This window comes from Liquorilactobacillus cacaonum DSM 21116 (assembly GCF_001436735.1).
Taxonomy (GTDB): domain Bacteria; phylum Bacillota; class Bacilli; order Lactobacillales; family Lactobacillaceae; genus Liquorilactobacillus; species Liquorilactobacillus cacaonum.
Window position 1 is genome coordinate 46,903 of the sequence record NZ_AYZE01000017.1, and the last position, 16,758, is coordinate 63,660.

General features: G+C 33.0%; 10 protein-coding genes. 8 read left to right on the forward strand and 2 right to left on the reverse strand.

What is annotated here, in order from left to right; translation table 11 throughout:
- Positions 1-66: 66 nt before the first annotated feature.
- Positions 67-1,869, reverse strand: coding sequence for an oligoendopeptidase F (pepF, locus tag FC80_RS08880; protein ID WP_057829787.1), 1,803 nt, complete (start codon positions 1,867-1,869; stop codon positions 67-69).
- 148 nt (positions 1,870-2,017) lie between these two features.
- Between pepF and FC80_RS08885 the strand changes: the two genes are divergently transcribed.
- The 8 genes from FC80_RS08885 (at position 2,018) to addA (ending at position 15,936) form a co-directional block, all read left to right on the forward strand.
- Positions 2,018-2,836, forward strand: coding sequence for a homoserine O-acetyltransferase/O-succinyltransferase family protein (locus FC80_RS08885; RefSeq protein ID WP_083486968.1), 819 nt, complete (start codon positions 2,018-2,020; stop codon positions 2,834-2,836).
- 246 nt (positions 2,837-3,082) lie between these two features.
- Positions 3,083-4,429: a hemolysin family protein gene (locus tag FC80_RS08890; RefSeq protein WP_057829865.1), complete on the forward strand. Its 1,347-nt coding sequence runs from the start codon at positions 3,083-3,085 to the stop codon at positions 4,427-4,429.
- Positions 4,430-4,472: 43 nt separating this feature from the next.
- Positions 4,473-5,270, forward strand: a complete 798-nt coding sequence (proB, locus tag FC80_RS08895) for a glutamate 5-kinase (protein WP_057829788.1) — start codon at positions 4,473-4,475, stop codon at positions 5,268-5,270.
- Between the two features lie 15 nt (positions 5,271-5,285).
- Positions 5,286-6,533, forward strand: coding sequence for a glutamate-5-semialdehyde dehydrogenase (locus tag FC80_RS08900; protein WP_057829789.1), 1,248 nt, complete (start codon positions 5,286-5,288; stop codon positions 6,531-6,533).
- Positions 6,534-6,609: 76 nt separating this feature from the next.
- Positions 6,610-7,578 (forward strand): ribose-phosphate diphosphokinase, encoded by a 969-nt coding sequence (locus FC80_RS08905; protein ID WP_057829790.1) that lies wholly within the window; start codon positions 6,610-6,612, stop codon positions 7,576-7,578.
- Positions 7,579-7,777: 199 nt separating this feature from the next.
- A complete protein-coding gene (locus FC80_RS08910; protein WP_057829791.1) occupies positions 7,778-8,428 on the forward strand; it encodes a carbonic anhydrase family protein in 651 nt (216 codons plus the stop codon).
- Positions 8,429-8,645: 217 nt separating this feature from the next.
- Positions 8,646-12,212 carry a PD-(D/E)XK nuclease family protein gene (locus tag FC80_RS08915; RefSeq protein WP_057829792.1) on the forward strand — a complete coding sequence of 1,189 codons (3,567 nt, stop codon included), beginning with the start codon at positions 8,646-8,648 and terminating at the stop codon, positions 12,210-12,212.
- The gene (gene addA, locus FC80_RS08920; RefSeq protein ID WP_057829793.1) at positions 12,199-15,936 is read left to right on the forward strand and encodes a helicase-exonuclease AddAB subunit AddA; all 3,738 of its coding nucleotides are present in this window, start codon (positions 12,199-12,201) and stop codon (positions 15,934-15,936) included. The genes FC80_RS08915 and addA overlap by 14 nt, the downstream gene beginning before the upstream one ends.
- On the opposite strand, the gene FC80_RS08925 is transcribed toward addA, so the two are convergent.
- Entirely contained in the window at positions 15,919-16,755 is an 837-nt protein-coding gene (locus tag FC80_RS08925) for an alpha/beta hydrolase fold domain-containing protein (protein WP_057829794.1), read from the reverse strand. The two genes, addA and FC80_RS08925, sit on opposite strands and share 18 nt — an antisense overlap.
- Between the last annotated feature and the right edge of the window lie 3 nt (positions 16,756-16,758).

The following is a 16,758-nucleotide window of genomic DNA, read 5'->3' on the forward strand; positions in this document are numbered from 1 at the left end:
TGGGGTTTGACTTAATTTCTAAAATTGAAGACGTATATAAAGTTTTTGTTATGTGTTAGAAATTAATTAATGAGTATTAAGCTTTTCAGTTAAATGAATAATTTTGTTAACTGTATCATCAAGAAATTTGATAGTTTGTTCTAATGGTTTTGTTGACGTCATGTCAATGCCTGCAACTTTAGTAGCATCTAAAGGAGCTTTTTGATCACCTAGTTTTAAATAATCAAGCCAAGCAGATACTTTAGAAGCATCATTTTTAATTGTCAAGTACATTTGTGTTGCAACTGTAAGACCTGCGGAATAAGTGTACGAATAAAGCCCCATGTAATAATGAGACTGACGCATCCATGTTAGAGCGGCGTTATCATCAATTGTGACAGCATCTCCCCAGAATTGTTGGAGGACTTCTTTTTTGATAGCACTTAAACGATCGCCATCAAAACTTTCACCTTGATCTATTAAATGATAGACCTCTCTTTGGTAGGCAGCTTCTAACAAATGAGTTACGAAGTTATGATAATAAGTATTAGTCAGCATTTTTGTGTATGCAAAACGTTGCATGCGAGGATCATTGTTTTTTTGCAATAATGAATGTGTCAATAATAGTTCATTGAAAGTAGATGGAGATTCAACGATGTAAGTCGACGGGTTGCATGTAAGAATTGGATTATTAGCTGCTGTGAGCAATGCTTGACCTGCATGACCTAATTCATGAACCAAAGTGTACAAATCAGCAAATTGATCTGACCAAGACATTAAGATAAATGGATGATTATCGTAAGGGGTTGTTTCAAAACCACCAGTTTCCTTACCTTTGTTTTGGGGGAAATCTACCCAACGTTCAGAGAATGCTCTCATAATCATATCGTGATATCCTGTTCCAAGAATTTTGATAGCATCAGAAATATAATTAGGAGCATCAGATAGTTTAATTTCAGGAGAAAATTCGGGATCTAAATCAATTTGTAAGTCAGCAAATGAAAGTTTCTTTATGTTGCGTTCCTTTTTTATTAATTTGACGTACTTTTGCATAACGGGTCCAAATTTATTTATGATTGTATCGATTTGTTGTTCGTAAATATTTCTTGGGATTTCTTGTTCTGCTAACAAGTAATCTATGACAGAATCATAACCACGCAATGTTGCAAAAGTTTTTTGCTTTGATACTTCTGTATAGTAAATAGCTGCAAGGGTATTCTTATATTGATCTAGTGTTTTAGAGAAACTTGCAAAAGCGGCATGCCTAATTTCAAAATTCTCATGATATTGATAAAAGTTTTCATAAAGCACAAAGGACATGGGGTAGACCTTGCCATTGATACTAAAACTTTCAAACTGCATGTCTGAACTGCGCATTTGAGTATAAATGTTTTCGGGAGAATAAAATGTTGGAGCAAGGACTGCAAGTGTTTTTTCAATATTTGGAGCAAGTCTTTGTTTTTTGTTATTTAGATAATGGCGGAAAACAGCACTGTAATCGGGTAAACTAATTGCAAGTTGTGTAAGGTCATCTTCTGAAAGATCTAATATCTCAGAATCAAAGAAAGATAGTTCAGCAGATAAATGTGCACTAATATTTTCGAATTTGTGTAACCGAGTATTCGCATTTGCAGAAGACATATCAACTGATTGATTTAAAAAGGCATAATGTTCAAGCCACTCTCTTTTTTTTGATAAATCTGATAGCTCATTTAAAGCAACACCTATAATTTTAGGGTCTGTTAACTTCCCAGTGAATTTTAAAGCAAAAGAATATGATAATTGTTGAAGTTGTTCTACATTTTTGTTGAATTCTTCTTCGGACTTAAATAGTGTAGAAGTATCCCATGTTAGTTCTTGTAAAACAGTTTCTCTTTTAGGCAATGACATTTGAGAGCCTCCTTTTGATTAGTTACTTTTATTATCTTATTTAATTTTTAATTATACTAGAAGTTTTTATTATTGAGCGGTAAAATAATAAAATTAATAGTTAGAAATTATTCAGCAGTAGAGATTTGTAATAGTTAGGAGAAAGAAATTGGAAACCACGTCTTTAAACATTGGAATTTTAAACATAATGCATGATAAAGTTGATACGAAAAAAAGATTTGATTATGTATTATCTCAAAATAATTTTTCAATTAAAGCTACATATTTTTACCCCAAAATGCATTATAAAAATCGTAGAGTGCCTGAAGAAGTGCAAGAGATTGCTCAACCGTTGGAATTAGCAGAGATAGAAAAGATGGATGGCTTCATAATTACCGGAGCCCCTTTAGAAAAACTAGAATTCCTAGATATTACATATTGGGAAGAATTGCAGGAATTATTTGATTTTTTGAAAAAATTAAAGATACCGCAATTATATGTTTGTTGGGGAGCAATGGCTGCAGCTAATTATTATTATGGAATTGAGAAACAAATGTTAACTGATAAGCTATTTGGAATATTTGAACAAGAAGTTTGTGAGAAATCAACATTATTAAAAGGGCTGCCCGTTAATTTTAAGGCCCCCCATGCGCGTTATGCTGAATTGAATCATGAACAGATTAGCAAAAATGTTAATTTGGAAATTAAAGCAGTTACAAAATCGGGTCATTTATTTTTGGTGGAGTCGAAAGTTGCTCCCCAGAGTTTTTTATTCGCACATCTTGAATATGGAAAAGATGCATTGACAAAGGAATATCAACGCGAATTAGCTGCTTACCCAGAAAAAAAAGACCTTTTAGCAAAGCCTAAAAATTATTATGGAGACTATCTAAATATGGAGAACCCAATTTTTTCATGGGAAATGACACAAAACCTCTTTTTTAAAAATTGGATAGGACAAATAAAAGACAACATTGATATAGGATAATTGTTGGTACAGATTATTGAATAGTAAAGTTGATTTGAAACATTTTTCAGTATAAGATTTGAATAATTGTACAAAGTAAATCGGGGTCTAGGTCAGAGTTATTACATTTGATTCAGACTCTTATTTTGTATATTGAGGGTTCATTTTTTACAAAGAATCCAGAAAATAAGATTATAAAACTCAATCATAGTGAAAAAAATGATATGATTAACTTGTAGAAGAAAGAATGAAATGGGGAATGGAATTTTGACAGGCGGTCAGCTGGCTTCCAATGTATTAATAATAGTTATTGTTTTTTATTTTGCAGCTTTTTTTGTTGGTGCGGAATTTGCACTTGTTCAAACAAGAAAAAGTGCACTTGAAAGTGCTATTGAGGCTGGAAAAGGAAATAGACGTAAGTTAACAAAAGCATTAAAAATGGTCCAGAATCTGAATGAGTATTTGTCAACTACTCAAGTTGGTGTAACATTGGCCGGAATTATTTTAGGTTGGGTTGGTGAAGCAACGATTGAGGATATGATTGTTGACGTATTAAAGCTGACTCCTCTTGGGACAACAGCAATGCATGCGGTTGGAGCATTTTTAGGTGTATTGTTATTGACATACTTGGAGGTTGTTATAACAGAAATTGTTCCCAAAAATTTAAGTATTGAAATGCCTATGCGAATGATGATGCTTGTTGTAACCCCACTACATTATTTTCATATTCTGTTTTATCCATTTGTTTGGTTACTGAATGTTTCAGCTGCGGGAATTATAAGAATGTTTGGATTAACTCCTGCCAATGAGAGTAATGATGTATTAACACAAGCAGAAATTTTAAGACTGTCCAGAAATGCTGTTACAGGCGGTAAGTTAGATAAGAATGATTTATTATATATGCAACGTGCTTTTGACTTTAATGACAAAATTGCTAAAGATATTATGGTTGACCGAACGAGTATAGAGGTAGTCGATATTACAGATTCGGTGAAGAATGTATTAAATAATTATTTGCGTGAAGGCTTTAGTCGATTCCCGGTTGTAGCTAATAATGATAAAGATAGGATATTGGGATATGTCTATGTGTATGATTTAATTAGACAGGCGCAAGTTGACGATACTATTTTAGTAAGCAAATTATTGCGCACAATTATAACAGTTCCAGAAGTAACACCAATCCAAGGCTTATTACAGCAGATGATTCAAAAGCAAACACCAATTGTTGTTGTCTTAGATGAGTACGGTGGTACAAGTGGAATAGTTACTGATAAAGATATTTATGAAGAATTATTTGGTGTCGTTAAAGATGAGATAGATAATGTTTCTAGTGAATATATTATAAAAAACACAGACGGCAGTTATCGAATTTCAGGGAAAACAACCCTTTATGATTTTGAACGCTTTTTTAGAGTAAGAAATAAAAAGTTTGATGAATCTGAAAGTGTCACTATCGCTGGATACTTATTGGAAAACTATAAGGTTAAAAGAAATGATATTATAACGATCGATCAGTTGGATTTAAAGATAACAGAATTTAATAGAAATTATATTGACTGGTTAGAGGTTAGACCGCATGAGGAAGCTGTTTCTGATAAGCTTTTAAAGGAATAATAAGACAGACTAGTTTATTAAATAAGAGAGTGGTGAATTTGTAATGCGCCATATTGAAGCACAACGGATTGTTGTCAAAATTGGAACGAGTACCTTGACACATTCAAATGGTAAATTAAATCTACAAGCAATTGATCAACTGTGTTATAGTCTGAGTGGATTGGTGAATGATGGTAAGGAAATTGTACTAGTTTCATCAGGAGCAATTGGAGTTGGACTAGGACAATTGGGGATAAAAGAGCGTCCAAGCTCTATTCCAGAGCAACAAGCACTTGCAGCGATTGGACAAACGCAATTGATGACAGTTTACCAACAACGTTTTTCTGTTTATGGTCAGAAGATTGGTCAAATATTATTGACACATGATGTAATGGACTATCCAAAAAGTAGAGAGAATGTTTTGAATACTTTTGAGAATTTATTAAAGTTAAATGTGATTCCTATTGTTAACGAAAATGATACAGTTGCAGTTGACGAATTGGATCATCATACAAAATTTGGGGATAATGACCAATTATCTGCAATTGTTACTACGTTAATTGATGCTGATTTGTTGGTAATGTTGTCTGATATCGATGGATTTTATGATAAAAACCCTAGAAAGTTTGAGGATGCGAAGCTAATCCAAACAGTTAATACAATTACAGATGAGACTTTTATGAAGGCTAGCGGTACGGGAACAAAATTTGGAACTGGTGGAATGACAACAAAACTTAGAGCTGCACAAAAAATGTTAACCGAAAATAAAGCAATGATACTTGCGAATGGTGAGAATCCATCGGTAATTTTTGAAATTTTGAATGGTAAACAAGTAGGAACATTGTTTGTGAATAAGCACTAGGAAAGGAGCAACTTTATGACAATTGATTTAAATAGTATTGGAATTAAGGCAAAAAGTGCAGCAGATAAATTAAGTCTTGTACCAACAAAAGAGAAAAATAAGATTTTGTTTGAGATGGCCAAAACATTACGAAAAAATGTAAAGCAGATTCTTGAAGTGAACCAAAAAGACCTAATAAGCGCAAAAGGAGTTTCTGCAAGCTTTCTTGATCGCCTTACACTGGATGAAGACCGAATTGAAAAAGTTGCTCAAGGGTTGGAACAAGTGGCAAAATTGCCAGATCCATTGGGGAATGTTACTAATGGTTGGGTTAATCATGCTGGCTTACAAATTATCCAAAAGCGGGTACCATTGGGTGTAGTAGGAATCATTTATGAGGCACGGCCGAATGTAACTGTTGATGCTGCAGCATTGTGTTTTAAGTCAGGGAATGCCGTAATTTTAAGAGGTGGGAAAGAAGCATTTAATACCAATTTGAAACTTGTTGAACTTTTGCAAAAAACATTGAGTCAAGAAGGGTATGATGAATCTGCAATTCAAATTTTGACGGATACTTCACATGAAGTAGCAAATGCTTTTATGCAACTTACGGATTATTTAGATGTTTTGATTCCACGTGGAGGGGCTACATTAATAAAAACAGTTGTTCAAAATGCTAAAGTTCCTGTTATAGAAACTGGTGCTGGAAATTGTCATATTTATGTTGATCAAAGTGCAAATCTTCAAATGGCCAAAAAAATTATTATTAATGCTAAATGTCAGAGACCAGCTGTATGCAATGCTACTGAAAAATTATTAATTCATGAAAGTGTTGCAAAGGAATATCTGCCTGAAATTGTGAAGGAATTAAAGAATTATAATGTTGAAGTTAGAGCTGATAAAAAGGCACAAGAAATCATGGGGAATGATGTAATAGCGGCTACTGCTGAGGATTGGGACACAGAATATAACGATTACATTATTGCTGTCAAAGTAGTATCAACGATGGATGAGGCTATTAGGCACATAAATCAACATGGAACAAAGCATTCTGAGACGATTATTACTAACGATTATGCTAAAAGTCAGCAATTTCTAAATCGGATTGATGCAGCAGCAGTATATGTCAATGCATCTACTAGATTTACTGATGGCTTTGAATATGGTTTTGGTGCTGAAATAGGAATTTCAACACAAAAACTGCATGCTCGAGGGCCAATGGGACTTGAGGCTTTAACGACTACTAAGTATGTTGTTAGAGGAAATGGGCAGATTAGAGAATAATAATTACAATAAAAATATAGTATTATTATGGTTTTTTTATTATAATTAAATCAAAAGAAGAAAATTGGAGGCAACCATGGGCGATAAGAAAGAACAAGCCACTTTAAAGTTATTTGCATTGAATTCTAATCAGGATTTGGCTGAAAAAATAGCAGCTGAGTTAGGAACACAATTGTGTGAAGCATCCGTCAAGCATTTTAGCGATGGTGAAATTCAGATAAATATTAATGAGAGTGTTCGTGGTGACGATGTTTTTGTTATCCAATCAGTATCAGATCCCGTTAATGAGAATTTTATGGAATTGATGATTATGGTGGATGCTCTTAGACGCTCAAGTGCTGGAACAATTAATGTTGTTTTACCTTACTATGGTTATGCAAGAGCAGATCGGAAGGCACGACCAAGAGAACCAATTACAGCAAAGTTAATTGCTAATTTTATTCAGTTGGCTGGAGCAGATCGTGTTATTACAATGGATTTGCATGCTGGGCAATTACAAGGGTTCTTTAACATTCCAGTGGATCATTTGCTTGCGATTTTTGTGCAAGCTGAGTATTTTAAAAGTAAGGGAATTACTAGTGATGTCGTAATAGTTGCACCGGATCACAATGGAGTGAAGGCGGCTCGTAATTTAGCAACTTTATTGAAAGCACCGATTGCGATTGTTGATAAAAGAGATGATGAGGCAAAAGCTGCAGATATGACAGTTATTGGAGAAGTGAATGGGAGACGATGTATAGTCTTTGATGACTTGGTTGATACTGGTAAAAAATTATCTGATGCATCAGTTGCTTTAAAAAATGCTGGTGCAACAGAAATATATGCATGTGCAACGCATCCAATTTTGTCTGGATTAGCAGTTGATGAGCTTAAGAATTCTTATTATAAAGAAGTAGTGGTAACAGATACAATTGCAGTTCCTGAAGAAAAAAATTTTGATAAACTTAAGGTGTTATCTGTCTCAAAAACGTTCGCAAAGGCAATTGATTTGATTTTTAATAATAAGTCTGTTGATGCATTATTCAATAAAAAGCATACCGTATAAACTTAAATTAAAAAATTATTTATAGAAGGCTGGGTCAGGTATATTCTGACCTGGCTTTTTAGTTTCTTCTATGGATATATTCCAATAATTGGGATTTCTTTTGATGAACAATAATAATTTAACTAATAGGCATATAAATTGAACTATAGTGGAAAACCAGTAATACTGGTTTAAGGTTAAAGAGAGGAGAAGTACCTATATGTTAAACTATGAGCAACAAGAAAGGTGGTCTAAGATTGTTCCCAATTGGCAATCACCGATAAATATTATTACGACTGATACAATTAAAGAGAAATGGAATAAGGATTTATTAATATTTGACGAGGAATATAAATTTATCAATATTTTAAATAAAGGAAATAATTTGCAGTACGATGGCAGAGGGGTAGCGATTATTGAAGGGCGAAAATTCGACTTTCAGCAGCTACATTTTCACTTTCCTGCGGAGCACCAGATTGATGGGCAAGTGTATCCGATGGAATTACACTTTGTTCATCAAAATATCATTGGTCAAATTACTGTTGTGGCATTGTTTGTGGAGCTTGGAGATTTTAATCGGGAGTTGGGAGACTTTTTCCGAGATTTTCCAGCTGTTGAAAGTGAAAAAGATCCATTTTCAGCAAAACTAAGCTTAGATGGATTAATCGGGAATCTTGATTCTGGTGTTTACCATTACTTGGGTTCATTAACGACCCCACCTTTGGTCAAAAATGTGGAGTGGTGGGTAATTCAAAAGGCAATTACAGTGAGTTCTGAACAACTTGAGGGAATAAAGAAAAGATTTCAGCATAAAAATGCACGTGAAATTCAAAAAGTTAATGAGCGAAAAGTGATATATTATGAGAATTAATATAATTTTATAGTATCTTTAAAATGTGAATAGCCGCTGGGTCAAAAATAAAATTTTGATGCGGCTTTTTGTTTATTATCATTTATGGGTTAACAAAATTGAATAAGTGTTCGAATTGGAAACCTTGTTTTTGCTAAAGTAATATTCAACGGTTACTAGGCAATTATCATATCCGTTTTGTGATAAAATGTTTGTGACTAGATTAAGGGGGAAGAAAATGAGCTTGAATTTTATTTTAGGGAACGCAGCAAAAGATCATCAGACTGAATTAGTTAAACAAATTATTAGAGTAAAGAAAGAAAAAAAGGAAGAAAAAATCTATGTATTGGTCCCTAATCATATCAAGTTTGCCTCAGAAATTTCTATTTTGCAAAAACTAAGGAGCTTTTATGGTGAAGACAAACATATCTTTGCACAAAATTCACTTCAAGTTTTGTCTTTTTCAAGATTGGCATGGTTTTTTCTAAAAGACAGTGAGGTCTATCAAAAAACAAGGCTGTCTAATGCTGGTTTAAATATGCTTGTTTTGAATATTTTAGAAGAAAAAGCTGACGAACTTACTGTTTTTAAGGGAGAACAAGTACAGCCGGGGTTTGTAAGTGGCGTCGTTTCACAATTAGATGAATTTAGAAAAGGCCAAATTAGTAGTGAAGATCTTGCTTTCTTTGCAGAACAAACAGACACTCAAAATGATTTATATGGAAAATTAAAAGATTTACAAGTGATATATAGAGAGTTTGAAAAGAAATTACTTGGAATATACATAGATAGTAATCAACTACTACGAGAATTAACAAAAAAAATAGCTGAATTAGAGTTAACAAATAGTTGTTTTTTTGTCACGGGTTTTTCACAATTTACAGCTAGTGAGAAGAACCTAATTGAGATCCTAATCAAAAAGTCACATAAGGTTTTTATTGATTTGGTGCTTGATGAAAAAAGAAAAGTTAATGAGAAAGACAAAAATGATCTTTATTTTCGTGCCAAGAAACTATATAAACACCTTATTGATTACACTAAACAACAAAATATTAAAAGTCAGGATATCCTTATTTCTGATAATAGAATTAAGTCAGCAATTCTTTTAGACTTAGAAAAATATTGGACGACATCCCAGCAAAATTTTGAAACAGTTGATTTTAAGAAGGAAAACGAAGGATTAAAAATTTTTGCGGCAAGTAATCGTTATCTAGAAGTTGAAGAGGTTGCAACAAGAATCAAGCAAAGTGTATTAGAAAAAGGGTATCTTTATTCAGATTTTATAATATTGACACGACATTTAGATTTGTATCGCAATATAATTGCTCCTGTTTTTAAACAATATCAATTGCCATTTTTTATTGATTTGCAAAAAAAGATGACAGATCATCCGTTTGTTGAATTTATAATTTCTTTGTTTGCGATAGAAAAAAAATATTATCGCTATGACGACGTGATGCGCCTTTTAAAAACTGAATTATTGTTACCTAAAATAGATGGGAACTTTTTAGAGGTGGGTAAATATCGAGATTATCTAGACTTAACTGAAAACTTGGTCTTGAAATTTGGTTTTGAGGGTAGTAGTTGGTTACGTAAGGATGATTGGGTTTATTATCGTTTTTTTGAAGAAGATACAGGAACACAGACTGATAAAGAAATTGAAATTTCAAAAAAAGTTAATGTAATCCGGAATCTAATTAAAGAAACATTACCACCATTTTTTGAGCGATTAAAAAAGGCAAAAAAAGGAATTGACGCTGCAAGGATACTTTGTGAGTTTCTAATTGAGACAGGTGTAACAAAACAATTGTTAGCTTGGCGGGATATATCACTTGAAAAAGGTGATATAGAAGCAGCTTCTAAACCAGAAGAAACATGGAATACTTTTTGTCAATTATTAGATGAATATGTTGAATTATTGGGAGAACACGAATTTGACCGAGAACAATTTATAGAGATTTTACAGGAAGGATTTGAAGGGGCGCAATATAGCCAAGTACCATCTACACTTGATCAAGTAATTGTGTCTGAAAGTGGAATGGTACAAATGAATGATCGTAAAATTACGTTTTTGATTGGTGCTACAGACACAGTAATGCCGGATAAAATTAGTAATAACAGTATTATTTCTGATGAGGATCGAATATATTTAGAACCAATCTTGAATTCAGAACAGTACTTGGAAGATGATATAATGTCGCAGATTGAAGCAGAACCTTATCTGGCTTATTTGAGTTTTATGAGTGCTTCAGAAAAACTCTATATCTCATACCCACTAGCAGATGATACGAAAGAAAGTTTAAGAATTTCCCCATATGTTGCGAGAATTGCAAGTCATTATAATATTAAAGTGTTGCTTGAAGCCAAGGAGCCACAAGTTGATGATAATGCTGAATTTGTGTTGCGTCATTATTTGAGTACTCCAAAGATGATGGTCGGAAAGTTAGTTAATATTTTAAGGCAAGCTAGAGAAAGTAAAATGGATATTCCACAAATTTGGTGGGAAATTCAAAACGTATTAGAGGGAAATCAAAAACAAAAGTCTTTCATAGAAAGAGTGTTATCAAGTTTAAGGTATCAGAATGTTCCTGAAAAATTGAATTCCGATGTTGCAGATTTGTTATATGGCAAGACAATTAATACTTCAATTTCAAAATTAGAGGAATTTTATGCAAATGAATATGCTTATTTTCTTAAATATGGGCTTAAGCTTCAAGAAAGAAATATTTTTGAATTGTCTGCTGCGAATACGGGAGAGTTTTTCCATTTAGCAATGGATTCATTAATGAAGATGATAAAAGCAGAAAATTTACTTTTAGCAGAAGTTTCAATTGAGCAACTTACTCAAAAAATAAAATTAATTACAACCCAGATTAGAGAATTACCACAGTTTCAAATATTAAAAAGCACTGAAAGAATGAAGTATCTTGCTAGACAACTGGATGAGACTGTTTTTCAAGTTGCTAGAGCAATACAAAAGCAACAAAGAAGGAGTACAGCGAAAACAGTAGAAACTGAAGTTTTGTTTGGTCATGTCGGTACAGAAAATGGAATTAAATCACTTGAATTTAACCTTGGTAATGGGCGAAAAGTTAATGTTCGTGGAAAAATTGACAGGATAGATCGAATTATTGTGAATAATGAAAACTATCTAGGAATTGTTGATTATAAATCTAGTAATCATGTTTTTGATTTTCGAGATGCATATTATGGTCTTGCTTTGCAGATGTTGACATATTTAGATGCTTTGTTACTCAATATTGACAAATTTTCGGCAGAAACAGTTGCAAAACCAGCCGGGGCATTGTATATGCATCTTTATAATCCTAAATTAAAGTCAAAAGACATTTTAAAGCAGTCAAAAGAAGAGCTTTGGCTAAAAGCTAATAAATATGATGGATTGATTATTTCTGATGAAAATCTACTGCAAGCAATGGACAAGAAACTAGCTGAGGAAAGTAGTGGATATTCAAGCATTTATCCATATAGGAAAAATAAGACAGGTGGTTTCAAATCAAGCGGAAGACATCAACTAGTGACTTTTGATGAACTAACATTATTGCTACAGTACAATGAAAATTTGATAAAGGAAGCGGCAAGTAAGATATTGAATGGCGAATTGTCTTTGAATCCTGTTCAATGGCCGAATAAACGAAATGCATTACAATTTTCACCATATAGATCAATTTTTCAGTTTGATGCAATGCTACCAGAAAATAATTACAAGCAATTATCAAAAATTAAGCCGGAAGAGGTACTCAAGTTAATAGAAGAGAAAGTAGGTAATTTAAATGGCAAGGTTTGAATTTACATCTTCTCAAAAGGATGCAATTACGAGTAGTGGGCAAAATATTCTAGTTGCGGCCTCTGCTGGATCAGGGAAAACACGGGTATTGGTAGAACGTGTAATTGCACATGTAAAGCAAGGTGTTGGGATTGATACTATGTTAATAGTGACCTTCACTGAGGCAGCTGCAAAAGAGATGAAAGAAAGAATACAAAAGGCATTACAGATAGAAATAAGCAATGCCAAAGGTTTAGAGCAGCAATGGTATATTAAACAATTGAATCTGCTAAGTGTGGCTAATATTAGCACTTTACATGCCTTTTGTTTACGATTAATTGAAAAATATTATTATGTTATCAATTTGGATCCGGTTTTTAGATTATTGACTGATGAAACAGAACGAGTTTTGCTGCGTGAAGATGTTTGGAGTGATTTACGTGAAGAATATTATGGAAAATCAGATGAAACTTTTGAAAAATTAACGCAAAACTTTTCTGATGATCGTAGTGATGATGGAATTGCAAAATTAGTTTTTAGGATCTTTGATTTTGCAAGTTCAAATGCAGATTTCAATGGATGGCTTGATAGAATGGGGCAAAGTTATGAGCTTGATACAGATAATTTAGTTGAGAGCAAAATGTATTCTGAAAAAATTAAGCCAATAATAGCAGAAAACTTGCAACAAGCTAAAAGGGACTTACAAAGAGCCCTAGAGGTCGGGATGATACAAAGTTTTGATAAATGGGAACCAATTTTAAGGCAGGATATAGCAAATATTGATTGCTTAAAAAATGATTTGGAAATTGATACTTGGAATTCATTACGTTTGAAATTGATCAATTTTTCTCTGGAAAAGGCCCCAAGAATGACTAAATTGGATGAATTGCAAAAAAGTGCTAAAGATGAAATTCTAGGATTAAGGGACGATGTAAAAAAAAGGTTTGCAAAGTTAACGGAAGATTTCTTTTTATTTGATGAAAAAGAACAGTATCGGCTAATGAAAAATAGTAAACAGCTTGTTTTGAAGTTAGCAGAAGTAGTTAGAAACTTTGCCAGTGCATTTGCAGAAGCAAAAAAACAGCGACATGTTTTAGATTTCAATGATTTAGAGCACTTTGCTCTTGCTATTTTGGCTAGCGAAACAGTAGAAGCACAACAAGTTAGGCAAAAATTGAAAAATTATTTCAGTGAGATAATGATTGATGAATATCAAGATACCAATCAACTACAAGAAACATTGATTAGCCTTTTAGCAAAAGATTCCCCGGGAAATACATTTATGGTTGGGGATGTTAAACAATCAATTTATGGATTTCGTTTGGCTGATCCATCAATGTTTATAGAAAAGTATCAAAAATATGGGCAAAATGAAGAAAAGATGGTTGGCGAGGGAAAGAGGGTTATTTTAGCTGAAAATTTTCGTTCAGTGAAAAATATTACAGCATTTACCAACTTGATTTTTAGACAATTAATGGATCACAGAGTAGGCGAGCTAGATTATGATGAAGATGCACAATTAAAATTTGGTGCTGAGTATTATCCAGAACTTGATCCAACCGTTGAAATATTAATATATGAGTCTAAAGAAAGTCAAAAAATTTCTGAAAATACTGATACAGAAGCAATGAAGGAAGATTTTATTCCAGATGATGCAGCACAAGGTCAAATCTTAACAACGATTTTTAAAATTAAACAATTAATTTCGCAAAAAAAAATGATTTATGATCGTGCATCTGCAGAAATAAGAGAAATGAACTATAGCGACATCGTGTTATTAGTACCAACAAGGAATAATAATTTACTAATAATGGATGAATTTCAAAAAGCGGGAGTACCTATTTTTTTAAACGATGCACAAAACTATTTTCAAACAACAGAAATTCAGATAATGCTTGCTTTTTTGAAAATTATTGATAACCCATTACAAGATATTCCATTGGTCAGTGTCTTACGTTCACCAATAGTGGGACTAAAAGAAAATGCATTGGCTTATTTAAGAATTACAAAGCGTACAGGAGATTATTATGGTGCGTTAAAGTTCTTCTTGCAGAATTTTGATGATACTTCAAATAATAATTTTGCTAAAGAAATCTATACAAAAGTGGATGCCTTTATGCAATTACTTGCTAATTTAAGAGATATTGCGCGAAAAAATGAGTTAGCTACATTAATTTGGCGAATATATGAAGATACAGGTTTTTTAGATTATGTTGGTGGTATGCCAGGAGGATCTCAGAGACAAGCAAATTTACATGCTTTGTATGAGCGAGCAAGCGCATATGAAAAAACAAGTTTTAAGGGCCTTTTTCAATTTGTTAGGTTTATCGATCGAATGCAAAAGCAAAACCAAGATTTAGCAGAAGCAGTAGTTCAGAAATCTGAAAATGCGGTTCAGGTTATGACAATCCATGGAAGTAAAGGATTAGAGTTTCCAGTCGTATTTTTAATGAATGCAAGTCACAAATTTAATGAACAGAGTTTAAAAGAAGATTATTTGTTGGATGTGCATGACGGAATCGGAATAACATATCTTAATGATGAACGAGTCAAAGAGGAAACACTTCCCAAGATACTGATTAAAGATGTGGCTCAAAAAAAGATGGCTGCAGAACAAATGAGATTGCTATATGTAGCTTTAACTCGGACAGAGCAGTTATTATATATTGTTGGAACGTACGAAGATAGAAATAAGACAATTGAAAGTTGGGGAAAGGATATTCAAAATGAGGGTTTTGTTTTGAGCCCAACAATTAGACAACAGACAAAGAATTTTATGGATTGGATAGGAATGTGTATTTCAAGGACCGATTATGGTAGAAAAATACTTGGTATGGAAACTAAGGCACCCAAGGAGATCTTGGAAGCAGATGTGAGCTTAAAAATTGAGTTCTATGATAATTCAAAATTTAATTTAACTGAACTCAATACTAGTGATATGAATGAAGAATTCGAATTGAATGGCAACGAAAAAAATAAGGTGGTTCAAAATGAAATTAAAAAAATAATTGATTTTGAATATCCGGAGCTAGATTTAACGATGACGACAGCATATCAATCTGTTTCAGAAGCTAAAAGAGTATTCACAGATCCTGTAGAGTCTGAACTGCCGTTTTTGGAGAAATGGGGTAAGAATGTAGTTAAGCGAAATGCAAATAAATTGGTAAATAAAGAATTAAAATTGCCAGCTTTTTATAGTAATGAGACTGAAGTCACAGCTACACAAGTGGGGACTGCGACGCATCTAATTTTACAAAAGATTAATTTAGAAATACCGATTACAATGGATAATATTAAGTTAACAATAGATGATTCAGTTAAAAAAGGTTTAATTTCCCAAAAAGTTGCAGAAAAAATAGAAATAAAACGAATAGAAAAATTCTTTACCAGTTATATAGGGCAGGTATTTCTACAAGAACCTAAGCAAGTAAAAAGAGAAGTACCGTTTTCAATGTTAATGCCAGTAAAAGAATTATTTCCGGACGTTAGGACCCAAATTTCGGCTGATGTGCTTATCCATGGAATTGTTGATGTATATTTACAAACAAAAGAGGGAGTGATTTTACTAGACTATAAAACGGATTTTATAATTAAAGGTGACACAAGAAAAACAAATGAATTGGTTAACCGATATAAGGGACAAATTAAACTTTATGCGACTGCATTGCAAAGTGAGCTCGAACAAAAAATAACACATAAGTATCTGTATTTCTTGAGTATTGATGAACTAGTTGAGATTTTCTGAACTACTAAATTGTTGTAGTAGCCATTCTACTGAAAGGTCAACCCATTTTGCAACATGGTTATCGATGTCGGCGGCTCCTTTTTCAAGACGAGCTGTAAGTGAATTAGCTAGTACAGTTCCATGGATGCCAGAAGAAAAAATGTGAGATTCAAAGGGAATTTTATTTTTAGCCAGTTGATTGATGTAACCCAGTGTGTTATTTAATGGAACATTTTTGTCTGTATATGAATTCCAGATAAACGTTGGCGGTACTTTGGAGTTGATGAGTTTTTGAGTATTTATGAGTTCTGGTATATCAGTTATAGCATCAATTTTGTTAGCATCATCTCGGAAAAAAGTCGTTAAGTCTGTTAGTGGATATGCAAGAATTTGTGCATTTGGTTGAATATCATCTTTTTTTAATTGAAGTTCACTAGTTAATTTTACAGTTGACCAAGTACCTGATAACGCTGAAACAATATGGCCACCTGCTGAAAATCCCATTATCGTAATTTTATTTGGATCCTGGTTAAATTTTTTGGAGTTTTTTCGAATAAAGGAAATTGTCATTGCAAGTTCGTGTAATGGTTTAGGATAAAGAGGGAGTGTCCCTGTGGAAAGCAGTGAATAGTTTAATGCATAAACATTAAACCCTCGTGACTGAAACGCAAGAGCAGCAAAAGTATTTTCACGTTCTGAAAGATGCATAAAACTCCCACCGGCACAGAGTATAATTCCTGGGAAATTTTTATCTTGTGAGGTGATAAGAGGTAAGGTATAGGCTGTTACAGACACAAAGGTTTCATTAACGAGTGGTATTTTTATTTTTGATATCGACATTTA